The sequence below is a fragment of the Citrobacter koseri ATCC BAA-895 genome (assembly GCF_000018045.1).
Lineage (GTDB): Bacteria > Pseudomonadota > Gammaproteobacteria > Enterobacterales > Enterobacteriaceae > Citrobacter_B > Citrobacter_B koseri.
Genome location: NC_009792.1, coordinates 2,370,747 through 2,388,334 on the forward strand (window position 1 = coordinate 2,370,747; position 17,588 = coordinate 2,388,334).

Sequence of the window (17,588 nt, forward strand, 5' to 3'; positions counted from 1 at the left end):
TTCGTGAGACTTCCCCTGCTTTGCAGAACATCCCTGATACTGGTTGGGCTTTTCATTTCAGGAATTTCTTTAGGTCATGCCGCTGACTGGCCGCGCCAGATCACCGACAGCCGCGGCACACATACGCTGGACCATAAACCTGAACGTATCGTCTCTACCAGCGTGACCCTGACGGGCTCGCTGCTGGCGATTGATGCTCCCGTTGTCGCCAGCGGAGCGACCACCCCTAACAACCGCTTTGCCGACGATCAGGGATTTCTGCGTCAATGGAGCGACGTTGCGAAAGCGCGCAAGCTGGCGCGCCTGTACATCGGCGAACCAAGCGCTGAAGCCGTTGCCGCACAAATGCCGGACCTTATTCTGATTAGCGCAACCGGTGGCGACTCTGCGCTGGCGCTGTACGATCAGCTTTCTACTATTGCCCCTACGCTTATCATCAATTACGACGATAAAAGCTGGCAGTCTCTGCTGACGCAACTGGGCGAGATCACCGGTCAGGAAAAACAGGCCGCTGCGCGCATCGCGGAATTTGATAAACAACTGGCGACTGTTAAACAACAGCTCACATTACCGCCGCAACCGGTCAGCGCGCTGGTCTACACCGCTGCCGCACACAGCGCCAACCTGTGGACGCAAGATTCAGCCCAGGGCAAGCTGATGGAGCAGTTAGGCTTTACGCTGGCGCCCCTCCCTGCCGGACTGCAAACCAGTAAAAGCCAGGGCAAACGTCATGACATCATCCAGCTTGGCGGGGAAAACCTGGCAGCAGGTCTGAACGGCGAAGCGCTGTTCCTGTTTGCCGGTGACATCAAAGATGCCGACGCTATTTACGCCAACCCACTGCTTGCTCACCTGCCTGCCGTGCAAAATAAGCGCGTTTATGCGCTGGGCACCGAAACGTTCCGTCTGGACTACTACAGCGCAACGTTACTGCTTAACCGTCTCGCCGCGCTGTTTTAATTTATTTGCCGGATAGCGGCCAATGCCCTGTCCGGCCTGCATTTTAAAGCGGTGCGCCATCTGGCACCGGCGGCGGCTGGCGAAAACGACGCAACTCGCCCAGCAGCAGCATTAACAACAACCCAACGATCACCAGCCCAAACCCGCTCACGCTCGCTGACGCAACCGGCGTCATCATGGCGCCCAGCCCGCCCAACAGCGCTGCGCCGATGGCGTCGCCGGTCACGTTTTGCGCCGTCCACAGGCCGTTGATTCGCCCGAGCATGGCTTCCGGCGTTTGCGTCTGCAACAGGGTGTATTGCAGTAACGAGCTAATCGCGCTGAGCCAGCCGAACAGCGCCAGACAGATCACCCCGAGCAGCCAGACAGGCATCAGCCCAAACACCCCAATCGCCAGGAACGACCCTACGGTGGAAACCAGCATCAACAGTCCAGGGCGAACGCTGTGCGCCAGTTGCCCGCTGGTTAACGCGCCAACAGCCGCCCCCAATGGGATAGCGGCATAAAGTAAACCGATTTGCGCGGCGGACATGTGCCAGTTAATCGCCAGCGCCGGATAAAGCACGCGCACCGCACTTGCCATCGTCAAAAGTCCGCCAAGCAACGCAATGCCGCCAATGAGCGGGCTGGAGAGCAAGAAACGGAACGCCGCCAACAGCGATTTCAACGGATGCTCACGCGGTTGCGGCGGCGGCGGGAGCGCCGGAAGGCTCAGCAACGGCAGCAGCGTGATAAATGTTCCTGCCGCCGCCAGACCGTAGTTCCAGGCCACGCCGCCGGTAGCCAGCAATACGCCGCCCAGCATCGGTGAAATCACCGATCCCAGACGCACCGTCAGCATCGTAATCGCCCCAGCCTGCATAAGGTTTTCTCGCCCTACCAGCGCAGGCGTCGCCGCCAGTAGCGCCGTGACCCCCAGCGAGGCAAAAAAGCCATCCCACAGACCGAGCAGATAGATTGCCAGCAGCGAAGGTTCCGGCAACAGCGCGTTCAGACACAGGCCAATAAAGCCAATACCGCAGGTGCCGCGCGCCAGCAGGATCACCTTTTTACGTTCATAACGATCCGCCAGCACGCCGCCGACCATCAGGCCAACAAACATCGCGCTGCCGGTCAGCGTCACCGACAGACCAACCTGCCACGTCGAGTGGGTCATCATCTGGATCTGTACCGGCACCGCTACGCCCAGCAGGCCCAGCGAGACAATAGAGATAAAACGGGCGAGGAAGACAGCGCGAAATGCAGGGTGCGTCTTCAACAGGCTGAGATTCAGCAGCCAGGATTGTCGATTCATTACAACGCCTTAATGCGAACTTTTTTTAAATATCCATTCAATGGCTGCACATGCTAACATAACCGAATAAGATCGATAACGATAATTACTATCATTATCAGGGAAGTTGATATGTCATGCTCTGTTTCCGTGGCACGCGCCATCGCCGTGCCCGGCTTGTTGTTATTACTTATTCTCGCCACGGCATTAAGTCTGGCTATCGGCGCAAAATCACTGCCTGCGTCCGTCGTACTTGAAGCAATTACCGGCACCTGCCAAAGCGCTGACTGCACCATCGTGCTGGATGCGCGATTGCCGCGCACGCTGGCTGGCCTGTTGGCTGGCGGCGCACTGGGGCTCGCCGGGGCGTTAATGCAAACGCTCACCCGCAACCCGCTTGCCGACCCGGGCATTCTCGGCGTCAATTCCGGTGCCAGTTTCGCGATCGTACTCGGCGCGGCGCTATTTGGTTTTTCCTCTCCGCAGGAACAGTTGCTGATGGCGTTTGCCGGGGCGCTGGTCGCCTCGCTGATTGTCGCCTTTACCGGCAGTCAGGGCGCCGGGCAGTTAAGCCCGGTTCGCCTCACGCTGGCGGGTGTCGCGCTCGGCGCAGTGCTGGAGGGGCTTTCCAACGGTATCGCGTTGCTGAACCCGGATGTGTACGATCAGCTCCGTTTCTGGCAGGCCGGCTCGCTGGACATTCGCAGTCTGCAAACGCTCAAGGTTATTGTCGTGCCGGTGCTGATTGCCGGTGCTACCGCGCTGTTTCTCAGCCGCGCGCTGAACAGCCTGAGTCTCGGTAGCGATACTGCCACCGCGCTGGGCAGCAAAGTGGCGCGTACCCAGCTCATCGGCCTGCTGGTGATTACCGTGTTATGCGGCAGCGCGACGGCGGTTGTTGGCCCCATCGCGTTTATCGGTCTGATGATGCCGCACATGGCCCGCTGGCTGGTGGGGGCGGATCACCGCTGGTCGCTGCCGGTCACGTTGCTGGCGACCCCGACCCTGCTGCTGTTTGCCGATATTATCGGGCGACTCATCGTTCCCGGTGAATTGCGCGTTTCGGTTGTCAGCGCCTTTCTCGGCGCGCCAGTGCTTATTTTCCTCGTGCGGCGCAAGCAGCGCGGAGGTGCCGTATGATGCACCTTTCCCGCCGCCTGATCATAAGTTGTCTGCTGCTGGTGCTCGGCTGTATCGCTGTCGGCTTGTGGAGCCTGCGCAGCGGCGCCGTTACGCTGGAAGTCTCGCAAATCATCAATGCGTTGCTGGGAGACGCCCCGCGCAGCATTACCCTTGTGGTGACCGAATGGCGTCTGCCTCGCGTGCTGATGGCGCTGCTGATTGGCGCCGCGCTGGGCGTCAGCGGCGCGATTTTTCAGTCGTTGATGCGCAACCCGCTGGGTAGCCCGGACGTAATGGGTTTTAACACCGGGGCCTGGAGCGGCGTGCTGGTGGCAATGGTGCTGTTTGGCCAGAACCTGACGGCGATCGCGATGGCGGCGATGGCTGGCGGGATTCTCACCTCGCTGATCGTCTGGCTGCTTGCCTGGCGCAACGGCATTGAGACCTTCCGGCTGATTATTATCGGCATCGGCGTGCGCGCCATGCTGGTGGCGTTCAACACCTGGCTGCTGTTGCAGGCGTCGTTAGAAACGGCCCTCTCCGCCGGATTGTGGAACGCCGGGTCGCTCAACGGACTGACCTGGGCCAAAACGTGGCCCTCGGCACCGCTGATCGTTCTGATGCTGGCGTGTGCCGCATTGCTGGTACGTCGTCTGCGCTTGCTGGAAATGGGCGATGACAGCGCCTGCGCGCTTGGCGTCAGCGTTGAACGTTCCCGGTTAATGATGATGCTGGTCGCCGTGGTGCTGACCGCCGCCGCGACGGCGCTCGCAGGCCCGATCTCTTTCATTGCGCTGGTTGCGCCGCACATCGCGCGGCGCCTTAGCGGCACGGCACGCTGGGGGTTAACCCAGTCCGCATTGTGCGGCGCGCTGCTGCTGCTGGCCGCCGACCTGTGCGCCCAACAACTGTTTATGCCTTACCAGCTTCCGGTAGGCGTTGTCACCGTAAGCCTTGGCGGTATTTACCTTATCGTCTTGTTAATTCAGGAGTCCCGCAAAAAATGACCGAATCAGTAGCCCGTTTGCGTGGCGACCAGTTAACGCTGGGTTATGGCAAGTATACCGTCGCGGAGAATCTGAACGTTTCTATCCCGAATGGTCACTTCACTGCCATTATTGGGCCGAATGGCTGCGGCAAATCAACGTTATTGCGTACGCTAAGCCGTCTGATGTCGCCCATACATGGCCACGTCTGGCTCGACGGCGAGCATATTCAGCACTACGCCAGTAAAGAGGTAGCGCGACGAATCGGCCTGCTGGCGCAAAACGCCACCACGCCGGGCGATATCACCGTACAGGAGCTGGTTGCCCGGGGCCGCTATCCGCATCAGCCTTTGTTTACCCGCTGGCGCAAAGAAGACGAAGACGCCGTCGCTGGTGCGATGCGCGCCACGGGGATTACCCACCTGGCGACGCAAAGCGTGGACACGCTTTCCGGCGGGCAGCGGCAGCGAGCATGGATAGCCATGGTGCTGGCGCAGGAAACGTCCATCATGTTGCTGGATGAACCGACGACCTGGCTGGATATCAGCCACCAGATCGATCTGCTGGAGCTGTTGAGCGAGCTGAATCGCGAGAAAGGTTACACCCTCGCTGCGGTTCTGCACGACCTTAACCAGGCCTGCCGGTACGCCACGCATTTAATCGCGTTACGTGAAGGCAAGATCGTCGCAGAGGGAGCGCCAAAGGAGATTGTGACAGCGGATCTTATTGAGAAAATTTATGGATTACGTTGCACGATCATCGACGATCCGATCGCCGGAACGCCGCTGGTTGTGCCGCTGGGTCGCCCGAAGTAATCTCAATGGCGAAGGGTTAACCATGCAGGCCCGGTCAGCGACAGCGCCACCGGGCGATTTGCCGGATGGCGCTTAGACTAACCGTTTTTCCAGTTGAATCGCATCATCCAGTTTACGGGACAGCATGGCATGACGCAGCAGAACACCGCCGCACGCGATCATACCGCCCAGCAACGCAGCCAGAATCACGATCAACGCTTTGCCCGGGCCGTCTTTTTTCACTGGCAGCGAAGGCGATAGCTGATATTTAAACGGCATAAATTTCACATCATTGATATTCATCGCGGTCAGTTGCTCTACGTAATACTGGCGATTGCGTATTTCAGCGTTAATTTCCGCAACGTCCGTGACGGACTTTTCAATTTGCAATTTTTGCGCAATACCGTCGGCGCCCAGAGAAATAGAGAAATCCGGGTCGTCTTTTACCGCCTGACCATTACTGTAGACCGGCTTCTTAATCCCGGCGGCGTTGGCAATCTCCAGGGAATAATTAAGTCGCTGAATGTTCGCATCAAGCTGGTTGCGCAATCTCACCCGGTCCATCGCCAGTTTTTCTTTCTCGAAATGCGTTCTGGTGTCCAGCTGGTTACGAATATTCTCCAGCGTCTCTTTCACGACGATGTCCGACACATACTGGATATAGCCGGTCAGCACCTTCTGCGCCTCTTCTTTCGTTGGCGCAGTAAAACTCAATGTCCACGAGGTAAATAACGACGTCTCGTTTTTCTTACCGGCGTTGGTATCCACCGCGTTCATCTTTTCACTGAGCGCAACAATCGCCCGATGCAGTTCCATTTCATCAATATCCGCCCCTTTCAATTGATCCATCACATACGGGGAGGCGCGAAGATATTCATCCAGCAGCGATGTTGAGCTGAACTTCTTAATGAAAAGCGTAAAGACGGCGTCTCGCTGCAAATTAATGTCGAGGTTCAGCACACGCAATGTGGTCAGCGTTTTTTCCAGTTCCTGCCACTGTACGGCCTCTGCCGGGGTGACAATCGCCCGACTGGTCCATTTCTGCGGCAGAATAAAGGACAGCAGAATACCTGCCAGCGCAAACGCAAAAACAGTCGCAATAATGCGATTTTTCGCCCGCCATAAAACATCAACAAGGCTTAACAAATCAATTTCATTACTGTTTGACGGCGCTAACGGATAGCCAGTAAATTCCGAATCTTTTTCCTGCTTAACATTGAGTGATGACATGTTGTGTAACCTGACATTGAGTCCAATGAATAAAAACATCCTTTCTAATATTCTAACAGCATCTCAGAATTATCCGAAACGATCTTTGTTTGTTCCACAGGTAGCATGCAATATTCAGAATTTTACCAACTGTCTGATTATGTTTCACTTATGTTAAATCAATGCTGAAGACAAATAAAAAGCCCATAATAATTGGTAGCTATTATGGGCATCAGTAGAATTAGATTTTTAAAGGCGTCAGAACGCTTCGCTTACTGGTCGAGCAATGCGCGAATAATCGGCCCGATATTCTCAAACGCGGCAGGTGAAATAATATCGACGTGGGCGCAATCCTGGCGGTAGATATCCAGTTCAGCCATCCACGGCGCCCAGCTGCGTTCAGGACTGATTCCTTCCGGCAGGGTGCGCTCCGCGACAAACAGCGTTGCGCGTCCATCGAACGGTACGCTATGCGCGGTTGTCAGAAGCCGCACGGCATCGGCGTAGTTTCCTTCGATGGTGCTGAATAACTCCCCGGAAGCATTTCCCTGTTGCGCAGCAAGGAACGCTTCGCGTTCACGCGCGATCTCCGCTAACACTTCAGGGTCCAGACCATTGGCCTCTTTTTCCTGCCAGTTTTGCGTTTCCGGCGGCCAGGTATCCAGCAGCCCGAGGAAGGCAACCGTTTCGCCACGCGCACGCAAGCGCGCCGCAATGCCCTGGGCCAGCGTTCCGCCCAGCGAATACCCCAGCAGGTAGTAAGGCCCGTGCGGCTGCTGCGCCAGCAGCGTTTCCAGATGACGCTCGCACACCTCATCCAGATTCGTGGCCGTTTGCATCGGTCCATCAGGCCTTGGCGACTGAATCCCCGTAATTGACCAGTGTGGGCTGAGATAACGTGCCAGCACGCTAAACTGCCAGGCAAAACCGGACGCCGGATGGAAGCAGAATAACGTTGGTCCACTGCTTTCACGCAGCGGCAGGAGTGTTTCAAAGCCCAGACGCTGAGACTGCTCGTCATCGGCGGAATCCAGCAACGCGCTAAGCTGACCAACGGTTGACGCCACCATCACCTGCCCCGGCGTCACCTGACGCCGGGACGCGCGACTCAACTGCGCGGCGAGTTTCATCGCCAGTAACGAATGCCCGCCCAGCGCAAAGAAGTCGGCCTCCACATCATTGACCTCGCAACCCAGCAGGCCGGCAAAGGCGTCAGCCACCGTTTTTTCCGTCCCTGGTAATGGCGCACGCCCCGGCGTACGTTGCGTCAGTTGCGGCATCGGCAGCGCTTTACGATCCAGTTTCCCGTTTGCGCTGAGCGGCAGTTCCGCAAGCTGTAGCAGAACCACAGGCACCATATGCGGCGGTAATGTCTCGCGTAACCGTTCCTGAAGCGCCGGAATATCCAGCGGTAAGCCGGATTGTGACACCAGATAGCCTACCAGTTGGCGGGCATCGCCTCCTGTCGCGGCCGCCTGGTTAAACACGCAGGCGTGAGCCACGGCGTGCTCGACGTCCGGCAGCGTTTGCATAACCCGATCAATCTCGCCCAGTTCAATGCGCTGACCACGAATTTTTAGCTGATCGTCGCTGCGGCCAAGGTACTCTACCGCGCCATTTTCCAGCCAGCGCGCCACGTCTCCGGTGCGATACATGCGTTCGCCCGGCATAAACGGATCGGCAATAAAGCGACTCGCCGTCAGATCCGGGCGCCCCAGATACCCCTGCGCCAGCTGGATGCCGGTCAGGTATAAATCACCCGCGGTGCCCGGCGGCACCGGACGCATCATCGCATCAAGAATGCGCAGCCCGGTATTCCAGACCGGATAGCCAATCGGCACACTGTTTCCGGTGACATCCGCCAGTTCTTTGCCGCAGGCGGGATACCAGCTGACATCCACCGCCGCTTCCGTCGGCCCGTACAGATTGTGCAGCGGCGCGCCGGTCAACTGTTCCCACTCGCGGCACAGCCCGGTGGGCAGCGCCTCGCCGCTACAAAATACGCGCTGTAGCGTAGCGCAGCTTTCATGAGCGGATTCAGGGGTGAGCGAGGCGACGAACGCCGCCAGCATTGACGGGACAAAGTGGGTGGTGGTCACACCATACTTCGCAAAGAAATGCTGCATGGCAATCGGATCGCGGTGCGCGTCCGGCTCCGCCATCACCAGCTTCGCCCCGGCAATAAACGGCCAGAAGAACTCCCACACCGAAACATCGAAACTGCACGGCGTTTTTTGTGCGACCACATCCTCTGCCGTTAACGGATAGTGATCCTGCATCCACAGCAGGCGATTCACGATCGCGGTTTGCCCGACCATTACCCCTTTCGGCCTGCCGGTCGAACCGGATGTAAAGATGATGTATGCCGTATGGTGCGGCAACGACAACGCCAGCGATTCAGCCCCGCTCGTCGGCAGCAGCGCGTTGTAGCACAGGCTTTCTACGCCGGGGATATCGTTAAATCGCGGCAGTTGTTCTGCGGTTGTGATCAGTAATTTCGGCTGCGCGTCTTCGAGCATCATTCGCAGACGATCGTCTGGATACCCCGTATCTAACGGCAGCCAGGCGGCTCCGGCCTCCACAATGCCGTGCAGCGCCAGCGTCAGGAAAACCGAGCGCGGCAACGCCACCGCGACGCTGTCGCCCGGTTTAACGCCACGTTCACGCAGCAGGTGCGCCAGGGCGATCACCTGCTCGCGCATCTCCTGATAACTGAGCTGATGGCGCGCATCAGCCAGCGCGGTCGCGTCCGGCGTTTTGCGTGTCTGTTCGTCAACCAGCGCGCTGAGCGTCGTGAGCGGTATGCTTACCGCCGTATCATTAATCTGCGCCAGTTGCGCATATTCGGCAGGCAGGAGCATTTCGGCATCGCCGCAGCGCAGCGCCGGATTGTCCGCAAACTGGCGTATCAGCGCCGTCAGCCGCGACGCATGGCAGGATAACGTCGCCTCATCATAGCGCTGTTTGTTGGCTAAGATTTCAATGCTCAGGCCGCCCTCTTCATCCGGGAACAGCGCCAGTTCAAGATCGTTAACCGGGCCGGTCGCCAGCGTATGGGTTTGCGCCTGTACACCGGGAATATCCAGTTGATAATCAAAGACCTTCACGTTCAGCACCGGGCCAAACAGCGGCTCTTCACCCGCCGCGCGGCCGCTGTCGCGAACGATCTGTTCGGCGTCATAACGCTGATGGCGACGCATTTTTTTCATCTGCCCGGCAAGACGCGTCGCCAGTTCCGGCAGCGTTTCCGCCGCATTAATGCTTACCCCTAACGGCAGGACGTTCAGTACCGGGCCGGTCGCCGTTAACGCCGCCGATCCCATACGCCGCATGAATATAAATCCGGCGGCATAGTCCATCCGACCGCACAGGCGGCCCAGCCATAGCGCCACCAGCGCCAGCGCTAAATCCGCACGCTGAATATCAGACATACGTGCCGCCAGCTGACGGAAAACACCGTCGGGCACATCCAGTTTCATACGCAAAATATCGGCGCTGGCCGCCCGCCCTGGAAGCGGCGCAGCCGACAGCGAAGCGGGAGGCGGCAACTGGCGACGCTGCTCCGCCCAGAAGGCGCCATCGCGTTGATAAACCTCGCTCTCACGGTAACGCTGATACTCCTCCACCACGTCAGCAAATGGCGTAAACGGCGAGTCGGGCGTCGGGGCGTTACACTGCCAGGCGCGGTAAATCGCCGCGATCTGACGGGTTATCGCCGGGAAACTGAAGCCATCCACCAGTAGATGGTGATAACGCTGATACCAGTACCAACGGGTATCAGCGACCTGAATCAACTGGTGGAACGCCAGCGGTTTGCCGCCATCAACGCGTAGATTTTGTCGCAGATCGGCCTGCATCCGCGCCAGCGCCGCCGCATGCGGATCGGGCTCGTCACGCAGATCGATAAGCTCGGGTTGTGCAAACGTGAATGCCGGGTCCACCCACTGCCAGACCTCTCCGTTATCTTCGGTAAATCGCATGCGGAGGGTATCCGCTTGCGCCATACCGGTTACAACCGCCTGCGCCAGCAGAGGGGCATTCAGCGTGCCGTGTAATTCCACATAGTGCGCCACGCTCCAGGCGGAAGGCAGCGTAGAGAGTTTTTCCGCCATCCAGATCCCTGGCTGGGCGGCCACTAACGGTAAACGCGTGGTCATTGAGCCTCCTGCGCAGCGGCGTAATGGGCGGGAGTTAGCGTGGTCCAGTGCGCATCCAGCCACTGCTGGCAAAGCGCCTGCGATTGCGGTTCACACACCACCTGCCAGCCCGCAGGGAGAGAACACAGCTGTGGCCAGAGGCTAAATTGACGCTGCGGGTTTTGCAGAATGTAAAATTGTCCCTGCGGGTTATCGAAGGGATTACTGAATTCCATACTCAACTCCTGTCGTGGAAAATCGCCAGCTACAGCGTGTCGGTTAACGGTTGCCAGAGGGTCATCAACCCCTGCATTAATCCGCCACGCCAGCAAAGCGCATCATGTCCGCCGTCAACCTGACGCCAGAAAACCGACTGCTGCGTAGTGTGTAGTTGGCTGTAAAGCGCCTGATTCGCCCGGAAAATAAGCGGCTCTCTGGTACCGGCCTCCAGCACGATGCGCAATCCTCTGGCGGTCAATGTGCCCACCTTCAGTTGTTCAATAATCTCGCCTTCCCGATCTGCGCCGCGCTGCGGCCACCAGAACGATCCAGACTGGCTCAGTACGCAGCCAAAGCGCTCAGGCCAGTTCAGACCGGCATACAGCGAGGAGAGCCCGCCAAAACTCTGCCCGGCGACGACCGTCCTTTTTGCACAATCGCTGAATGGCGCAACGGTTTTCACCAGCGGCAGGAGTTCTTGTTGTACCGCCAGCCAGAAATCGGCATTGCAGGGCAGTTCACGGCTACGGTGGGGGGTATCAATGGCATCAATCAGCAGGTAGACCGCAGGAGGGAGCTGACGCCGCCGGGTCAGTGAGGTGAGCGCGGGCCAGACGGGCATGCTTTCCGCCCAAAACTGCCCGTCGAGCAGAATCGCTAGCGGACGTTCAGGTCGGGCGTCGCCGGTCGTGAACACCCACACGCGACGCGTATTGCCCAACCGCTCGCTGCGCCATTGCAAACAAACCGGGGGAGCTGACGGATTTTCAGGCTTATCCCAGCCGGGTTGCACTGGCGCGTCTGGCATTTCCAGCGCGGAAACCGCATGGCCCCGCCCCCCCTTCCAGCTCACCGGATTAAGAGGATCGGCAATCGCCTGCGGCAATAACTGACGCCAGCCTTCACGCAGCGTGGTTCTGTCAGGCGTTTCATCTACTGCCAGAGAAGCAAAAATATCATCGCGTTCAGAAGGGATGAAACAGTAACTACCACGCCAGTCGGCGCTTAATGTCGTGCTCCATCGCCAGACATCCGTGCCCGCAATACGCTGCATGGATTGCGGAACCGCATTCTGGTGATGGTCGGTGACGCCCGTAATGTAGACCCATACGCGGCGAATTGAAGAGCGGTTTTCCGTTCCCTGCGGATCGCGCCACCAGAAAGTCACCCGATATTTTTCGTCTGTTTCACGCTCCCATTCGGGACCGTGTTTTGACTGCCACCAGGTCTCACTTCCTGTCGTTAACGCCGTCACCGTCATAACCTCATGTTTATTGTGTAATTTTTTATTTAATGATGAAATATATTGATAATATTATTGATAACTATTTTCATTTGCAATAGCGTATTGTCGCGCCGTGGGAAGCGCGAACATTATTTCACCACCCAGGCTGGGTCTCTCATTCGTGCATTGACGCCACGTTCAAATGAGAAACACAACCTGAAACCTGCACTGCGTGCTTTTTCTGGAATGTATGGCTTTCGCAGATGTGGGCGACATCAGGCTAAACACCTCACCACGAGAGTTTGGCGCATGTGGCTAAATAAAGATAAGCAGGAAACACAATGAACAATAAGATTCATTCCCTGGCCTTACTGGTCAATCTGGGAATTTATGGGGTCGCTCTGCCTGTTATGGCGGAGGAGACCACTGATAGCGCAGCGCTTCATGAAGACACCATCGTGGTCACCGCCGCCCAGCAGAACCTCCAGGCACCGGGCGTATCGACCATTACCGCCGACGAAATCCGTAAAAATCCTCCCGCTCGCGACGTTGCCGAAATCATCCGCACCATGCCGGGCGTGAACCTGACCGGTAACTCAACCAGCGGCCAGCGCGGCAACAACCGCCAGATCGACATTCGCGGCATGGGCCCGGAGAACACCCTGATTCTGATCGACGGCAAACCGGTGACCAGCCGCAACTCCATCCGTCTGGGCTGGCGCGGTGAGCGTGACACCCGTGGCGATACCGGTTGGGTGCCGCCAGAGATGATCGAACGCATTGATGTGATTCGTGGCCCTGCGGCAGCACGTTACGGCAACGGCGCAGCGGGCGGCGTGGTAAACATCATCACCAAGAAATTCGACGATCAGTGGCATGGTTCGTGGAACACCTATCTGAATGCGCCGGAACACAAAGACGAAGGTTCCACCAAGCGCACCAACTTTAGCCTGAGCGGCCCGCTGGGCGGCGAATTCAGCTTCCGCATGTACGGCAACCTGGATAAAACTCAGGCCGACGCCTGGGACATCAACCAGGGCCACCAGTCTGAGCGTACCGGCGCCTACGCCAACACCCTGCCAGCAGGTCGTGAAGGGGTTGAAAACAAAGATATTAATGGTGTCGTACGTTGGGATTTCGCGCCGATGCAGGCGCTGGAGTTTGAAGCAGGCTACAGCCGCCAGAACAACCTTTACGCGGGTGACACCCAAAACACCAATAACGACAATGCCCTGGTGAAGAAAAACTACGGTAAAGAGACTAACCGTATTTATCGCCAGAACTTCGCAGTGACCTGGAACGGCGGCTGGGATAACGGTATCACCACCAGCAACTGGGCACAGTACGAACACACCCGCAACTCGCGTCTGGGCGAAGGGCTGGCGGGCGGTCTCGAAGGGTTGTTCAACAGCGACGAATTCACCGACACCGACCTGGCCGACGTGATGTTGCACAGTGAAATTAACCTGCCGCTTGATTTCATCGTTAATCAAAACCTGACGCTGGGTACTGAGTGGAACCAGCAGCGTATGAAGGATTCCGCCTCGAATACTCAGGCTCAACAGGGCGGAGCCATCCCAGGCATGAGCGACGATCGCAGTCCGTACTCATCCGCAGAAATCTTCTCCCTGTTTGCCGAGAACAACATGGAGATAACTGACAGCACCATGCTGACCCCGGCGCTACGCTTCGATCACCACACTATCGTCGGCAACAACTGGAGCCCGTCCCTGAACCTGTCGCAGGCGCTGGGCGATGATTTCACCCTGAAGATGGGTATCGCCCGTGCCTATAAAGCACCGAGCCTCTATCAGACCAACCCGAACTACCTGCTGTACAGCAAAGGCCAGGGTTGCTATGCAAGCTCCGATGGCGTCGGTTGCTACATGATGGGTAACGATGACCTGAAAGCGGAAACCAGCGTCAATAAAGAGATTGGTCTTGAGTGGAAACACGACGGCTGGCAGGCCGGTGTGACCTGGTTCCGTAACGACTACCGCGATAAGATTGAAGCGGGCTATGCGCCAGTCGGCCATACCTCTTCAGGTAAAGTGCAAACCGATATCTACCAGTGGGAAAACGTGCCGAAGGCCGTGGTAGAAGGTCTGGAAGGATCGTTGAATATTCCGGTCAGCGATGCGATAAACTGGACCAACAACATTACCTACATGCTACAGAGCAAGAACAAAACAACCGGCGATCGTCTGTCGATCATCCCGGAGTACACGCTGAACTCAACCCTGAGCTGGCAGGTACATCAGGATGTGTCAGTGCAGTCAACCTTCACCTGGTACGGCAAGCAGCAGCCGAAGAAATACAACTATAAGGGCCAGCCTGCTACCGGCTCTGAGAAAGATGAAGTCAGCCCGTACAGCATTGTCGGCCTGAGCGCGACCTGGGACGTAACCAAAAACGTCAGCCTGACCGGCGGCGTGGATAACGTCTTCGACAAGCGTCAATGGCGTGCGGGGAATGCCCAGACCACGGGTAACGACGCGACCGGCGCTTATATGTACGGTGCAGGTGCTTACACCTACAACGAGCCGGGTCGTACATGGTACATGGGCGTTAACACGCGTTTCTGATAACGACCGCCCTCTCCCTGAACGGGGAGAGGGTTTTTATGAGAAACCATGCGAACCACTTACACCCCCTCTCTTTTTCCCGCCACAAACTTCATCTTATCGGGTTCGATATCGATAGCTTCCACGAACACGATCTGCTCTGGTTGCCGCACCATGCGCAGCTGCTTCCCGCCGGGCGAAAACGTCAGGCTGAACATTTAGCGGGACGTCTCGCCGCGTTTCATGCTCTGACTGAATATGGGCACAAAACCGTACCCGCTATCGGCGATAAACGGCAGCCCTTGTGGCCGGAAGGTCTGTTCGGCAGTATCAGCCACAGCGCCGCCACGGCGCTGGCAGTCGTCTCCCTCACTCCGGTAGGGGTTGATATCGAAGCAATCTTCACGCCTCAAACGGCGGCAGAACTCACCAGCAGTATCGTCGATAACGATGAACAACGCGTTTTACAGCGCAGCCCTCTCCCTTTTCCGCTCGCGTTAACCCTGGCGTTTTCCGCCAAAGAGAGCGTCTATAAAGCGTTCTCCGATCGCGCGGCAACGTTACCGGGTTTTGCCAGCGCCAGGATCGTTTCAGTGACGAAAACACATCTAACCATGCAAATGACGTCGGCGTTTTCGCCGCAGCTTGCTGATTGCACAGTGGATATTTCGTGGCGTGAGTACGACGGTCAGGTCATTACGCTCTGCGCGTCCGCTCTGTAGAATTTGCCCGCAGCCATTGCTGACTGCGGAGCACAAGCATTGCCATAAAAGCGTATTTCGTCAGCATATATCGCCTCCATGCGAAGAAGAGACTAACAAGCCGAATTGTCGTGTTCGGGTTGTTAGCCTCAAGGTTGACGGAACTATTTTCAGAAAACGTGAGATCCGCTTACATTCCCGGGAACAACACCCCGTTGCCAGGCGCTTCACGATCCAGATGAATAAAGTTCAGATGACGTTCATACTGATCGAGAATGTCCGTAATCACCTGCTCTTTGCTGTAGTCCATCAGGTCATTTCCCTGGCTTCCTTCCAGCAGGAACGTTTCCAGCCGGTAATAGCTCGACTTGCCGCTGCGCGCCCGGTAGGTAAAGCCGGGGATTGCGTACTGCTGCGGCCAGATCTGATAGATAAAGTTGCGCTCATCGCCCATGTGAACCCGCAGATCCAGATGACCAAGGTTTTCCCCTTCCTGCGGCGGCATACTTTTCAGCTCCACCGATGCGCCGCGCAGTTGCAGCTCATGGGCGACCTCTTCCATTGCCGGGAAACATACCTTCTCCATCATTTCGCGGGTATAGCGCGTTCCCGGGTAGTTCATCAGGCGCGACAGTCGTTTTTTCCAGCTCAGCCGGTCCTGCACGCCCATCGGACGCGGTGCGGTATGACGACTGGCGCTTTCCCGACGATAATCTTCAACTTTCAATGACTTATACAATCCCGCCATAATGAAGAAGATCACAAAACTAAACGGCAGCCCCATGATCACCGTCGTGTTTTGCAGCGCTGAAATCCCATTGGTCATCAGCATCCCCAGCGTCAGCAGGCCAATCGCTACCGACCAGAAAACACGCAGCCAGGCTGGCGCATCGCTGTTGATGTCTTTCAGTTTTGAGGTGAAATTGCCCAGCACCAGCGCACCGGAGTCCGCCGATGTCACGTAGAACAACAGACCGGTGATTGTGGCGACAGACGCGCTGAAGGTGAAGGCCGGATACTGCGCCAGCAGGCTATAAAAGCCGCGCTCAGGGTGCGCCATCGCTTCCTCGGCAAAACCGGCATCGCCATGAATGATTTCATACAGCGCGCTATTGCCAAACACCGACAGCCACAGCAGAGTGAAAGTGAACGGGATAATCAACGTACCGAAGACAAACTGGCGAATGGTGCGGCCACGCGAAATACGCGCCAGAAACAGCCCGACAAACGGCGACCACGCAACCCACCACGCCCAGAAAAAGAGCGTCCAGTTGTTCATCCACTCAACCGGCCTGTCGAACGCAAAGCTGTTCAACGTCATCCCCATAAAGCGGTTAACGTAGTCGCCCACATTCAGCACCAGCGCATTGAGCAGGAATGAGGTGTCCCCCATAAACAGCACAAAGAGGATCAACCCCAGCGCCAGCAGCACATTCAGCTCCGACAGAACCCGAATGCCTTTGTCCACGCCAGAAGTCACCGAGATCGTGGCGATCACCACCGACAGCACAATCAGCGCCGCTTTGGCCGCCATTGAATCCGGGATATCAAACAGCACGCTCAGACCGTAATTGAGCTGCACCACACCAATCCCCAGCGTCGTGGCGATACCAAAGATGGTGCCGATAACTGCGGCAATATCCACGCTATGCCCAATCGGCCCGTTGATGCGCTTACCGAAGATTGGATAGAGCGCTGAGCGAATGGTCAGCGGCAGGTTATAGCGATAGCTAAAGTAGCCAAGCGCCATCCCCATTAACGCATACATCGACCAACCGGTCAGGCCGTAGTGAAACAGCGTCCAGACCATCGACTGGCGGGCGGCTTCAATGGTCTGCCCTGCCCCTTCCGGCGGCTGCATATATTGGGTGACGGGCTCAGCCACCGAGAAGAACATCAGGTCGATGCCAATCCCGGCGGCGAAAAGCATTGCCGCCCAGCTTAGCAGACTAAATTCCGGCTTTGACTGCTCAGGCCCGAGCTTGACGGAACCGAAACGCGAGCAGGCAATGAATATGACAAAAACGATATAGAGCGTGGCGGCCAGCAGATAGTACCAGCCAAACGTTATGGAGACCCAGTTCAGCGTGCGGCCGATCCAGACTGCGGAGAAATCACTAAAAAAAATGGTCGTCAGGGAAAACAACAAAATCAGTCCGGCAGACGTATAAAACACAACGGGATTGATTTTGTCCTTTTCTCTGTTCTGAGCAAGGTTCGTCATCGATTACCTCTGATTAAGTAACGGTGACTACTCTGTCGAGCAGCTAACTTTTTGAGATTCTGTAAGGCGATGGCATTTTTAACAGATTTGCAAAAATAGCCTTATTAACAGAAATGATGATATTTTCAATTTATTGTTTTTATTAAGTTTATCTAATATCCCATTACATTCTCCT

General features: G+C 56.9%; 12 protein-coding genes. 6 read left to right on the forward strand and 6 right to left on the reverse strand.

Features of this window, described 5'->3' with window-relative positions; translation table 11 throughout:
• Positions 1-3: 3 nt before the first annotated feature.
• Positions 4-960 (forward strand): Fe2+-enterobactin ABC transporter substrate-binding protein, encoded by a 957-nt coding sequence (gene fepB, locus CKO_RS10900; protein ID WP_024130559.1) that lies wholly within the window; start codon positions 4-6, stop codon positions 958-960.
• Positions 961-1,003: 43 nt separating this feature from the next.
• Here fepB and entS read toward each other — a convergent pair whose 3' ends face one another.
• Complete coding sequence (gene entS, locus CKO_RS10905) at positions 1,004-2,254, reverse strand: enterobactin transporter EntS (RefSeq protein WP_012133398.1); 1,251 nt, start codon at positions 2,252-2,254, stop codon at positions 1,004-1,006.
• Between the two features lie 111 nt (positions 2,255-2,365).
• Here entS and fepD point away from each other — a divergent pair, with 111 nt between their 5' ends.
• Genes fepD through fepC form a run of 3 tightly spaced genes read left to right on the forward strand, consistent with a single transcriptional unit; the run spans position 2,366 to position 5,156 of the window.
• Positions 2,366-3,373 carry a Fe(3+)-siderophore ABC transporter permease gene (gene fepD, locus CKO_RS10910; protein ID WP_012133399.1) on the forward strand — a complete coding sequence of 336 codons (1,008 nt, stop codon included), beginning with the start codon at positions 2,366-2,368 and terminating at the stop codon, positions 3,371-3,373.
• The gene (fepG, locus tag CKO_RS10915; protein WP_012133400.1) at positions 3,370-4,362 is read left to right on the forward strand and encodes an iron-enterobactin ABC transporter permease; all 993 of its coding nucleotides are present in this window, start codon (positions 3,370-3,372) and stop codon (positions 4,360-4,362) included. The genes fepD and fepG overlap by 4 nt, the downstream gene beginning before the upstream one ends.
• A complete protein-coding gene (gene fepC / locus CKO_RS10920; RefSeq protein WP_012133401.1) occupies positions 4,359-5,156 on the forward strand; it encodes an iron-enterobactin ABC transporter ATP-binding protein in 798 nt (265 codons plus the stop codon). The genes fepG and fepC overlap by 4 nt, the downstream gene beginning before the upstream one ends.
• A gap of 72 nt (positions 5,157-5,228) precedes the next feature.
• Here fepC and wzz(fepE) read toward each other — a convergent pair whose 3' ends face one another.
• From wzz(fepE) to fes, 4 genes are all read right to left on the reverse strand, one after another.
• Positions 5,229-6,365, reverse strand: coding sequence for an LPS O-antigen length regulator Wzz(fepE) (gene wzz(fepE) / locus CKO_RS10925; protein WP_024130560.1), 1,137 nt, complete (start codon positions 6,363-6,365; stop codon positions 5,229-5,231).
• Between the two features lie 251 nt (positions 6,366-6,616).
• Positions 6,617-10,501 (reverse strand): enterobactin non-ribosomal peptide synthetase EntF, encoded by a 3,885-nt coding sequence (entF, locus tag CKO_RS10930; protein WP_012133403.1) that lies wholly within the window; start codon positions 10,499-10,501, stop codon positions 6,617-6,619.
• Positions 10,498-10,716 (reverse strand): MbtH family protein, encoded by a 219-nt coding sequence (locus tag CKO_RS10935; protein ID WP_012133404.1) that lies wholly within the window; start codon positions 10,714-10,716, stop codon positions 10,498-10,500. Before CKO_RS10935 ends, entF begins: the two co-directional genes overlap by 4 nt.
• A gap of 29 nt (positions 10,717-10,745) precedes the next feature.
• Positions 10,746-11,960, reverse strand: coding sequence for an enterochelin esterase (gene fes, locus CKO_RS10940; RefSeq protein ID WP_012133405.1), 1,215 nt, complete (start codon positions 11,958-11,960; stop codon positions 10,746-10,748).
• Positions 11,961-12,265: 305 nt separating this feature from the next.
• On the opposite strand from fes, the gene CKO_RS10945 reads away from it, so the two are divergent.
• Both CKO_RS10945 and entD read left to right on the forward strand, forming a co-directional pair.
• Positions 12,266-14,509, forward strand: a complete 2,244-nt coding sequence (locus CKO_RS10945; RefSeq protein ID WP_012133407.1) for a TonB-dependent siderophore receptor — start codon at positions 12,266-12,268, stop codon at positions 14,507-14,509.
• Positions 14,510-14,547: 38 nt separating this feature from the next.
• A complete protein-coding gene (gene entD / locus CKO_RS10950) occupies positions 14,548-15,210 on the forward strand; it encodes an enterobactin synthase subunit EntD (protein WP_012133408.1) in 663 nt (220 codons plus the stop codon).
• Between the two features lie 169 nt (positions 15,211-15,379).
• On the opposite strand, the gene CKO_RS10955 is transcribed toward entD, so the two are convergent.
• Positions 15,380-17,413 carry a choline transporter gene (locus CKO_RS10955; RefSeq protein ID WP_012133409.1) on the reverse strand — a complete coding sequence of 678 codons (2,034 nt, stop codon included), beginning with the start codon at positions 17,411-17,413 and terminating at the stop codon, positions 15,380-15,382.
• Positions 17,414-17,588: the final 175 nt, after the last annotated feature.

Bases quoted from the DNA above. Each gene is read 5' to 3' on its own strand.
- entS (WP_012133398.1), bottom strand. From the start codon at position 2,254: ATGAATCGACAATCCTGGCTGCTGAATCTCAGCCTGTTGAAGACGCAC.
- fepD (WP_012133399.1), top strand. From the start codon at position 2,366: ATGTCATGCTCTGTTTCCGTGGCACGCGCCATCGCCGTGCCCGGCTTG.
- fepG (WP_012133400.1), top strand. From the start codon at position 3,370: ATGATGCACCTTTCCCGCCGCCTGATCATAAGTTGTCTGCTGCTGGTG.
- fepC (WP_012133401.1), top strand. From the start codon at position 4,359: ATGACCGAATCAGTAGCCCGTTTGCGTGGCGACCAGTTAACGCTGGGT.
- entF (WP_012133403.1), bottom strand. From the start codon at position 10,501: ATGACCACGCGTTTACCGTTAGTGGCCGCCCAGCCAGGGATCTGGATG.
- CKO_RS10935 (WP_012133404.1), bottom strand. From the start codon at position 10,716: ATGGAATTCAGTAATCCCTTCGATAACCCGCAGGGACAATTTTACATT.
- fes (WP_012133405.1), bottom strand. From the start codon at position 11,960: ATGACGGTGACGGCGTTAACGACAGGAAGTGAGACCTGGTGGCAGTCA.
- CKO_RS10945 (WP_012133407.1), top strand. From the start codon at position 12,266: ATGAACAATAAGATTCATTCCCTGGCCTTACTGGTCAATCTGGGAATT.
- entD (WP_012133408.1), top strand. From the start codon at position 14,548: ATGAGAAACCATGCGAACCACTTACACCCCCTCTCTTTTTCCCGCCAC.
- CKO_RS10955 (WP_012133409.1), bottom strand. From the start codon at position 17,413: ATGACGAACCTTGCTCAGAACAGAGAAAAGGACAAAATCAATCCCGTT.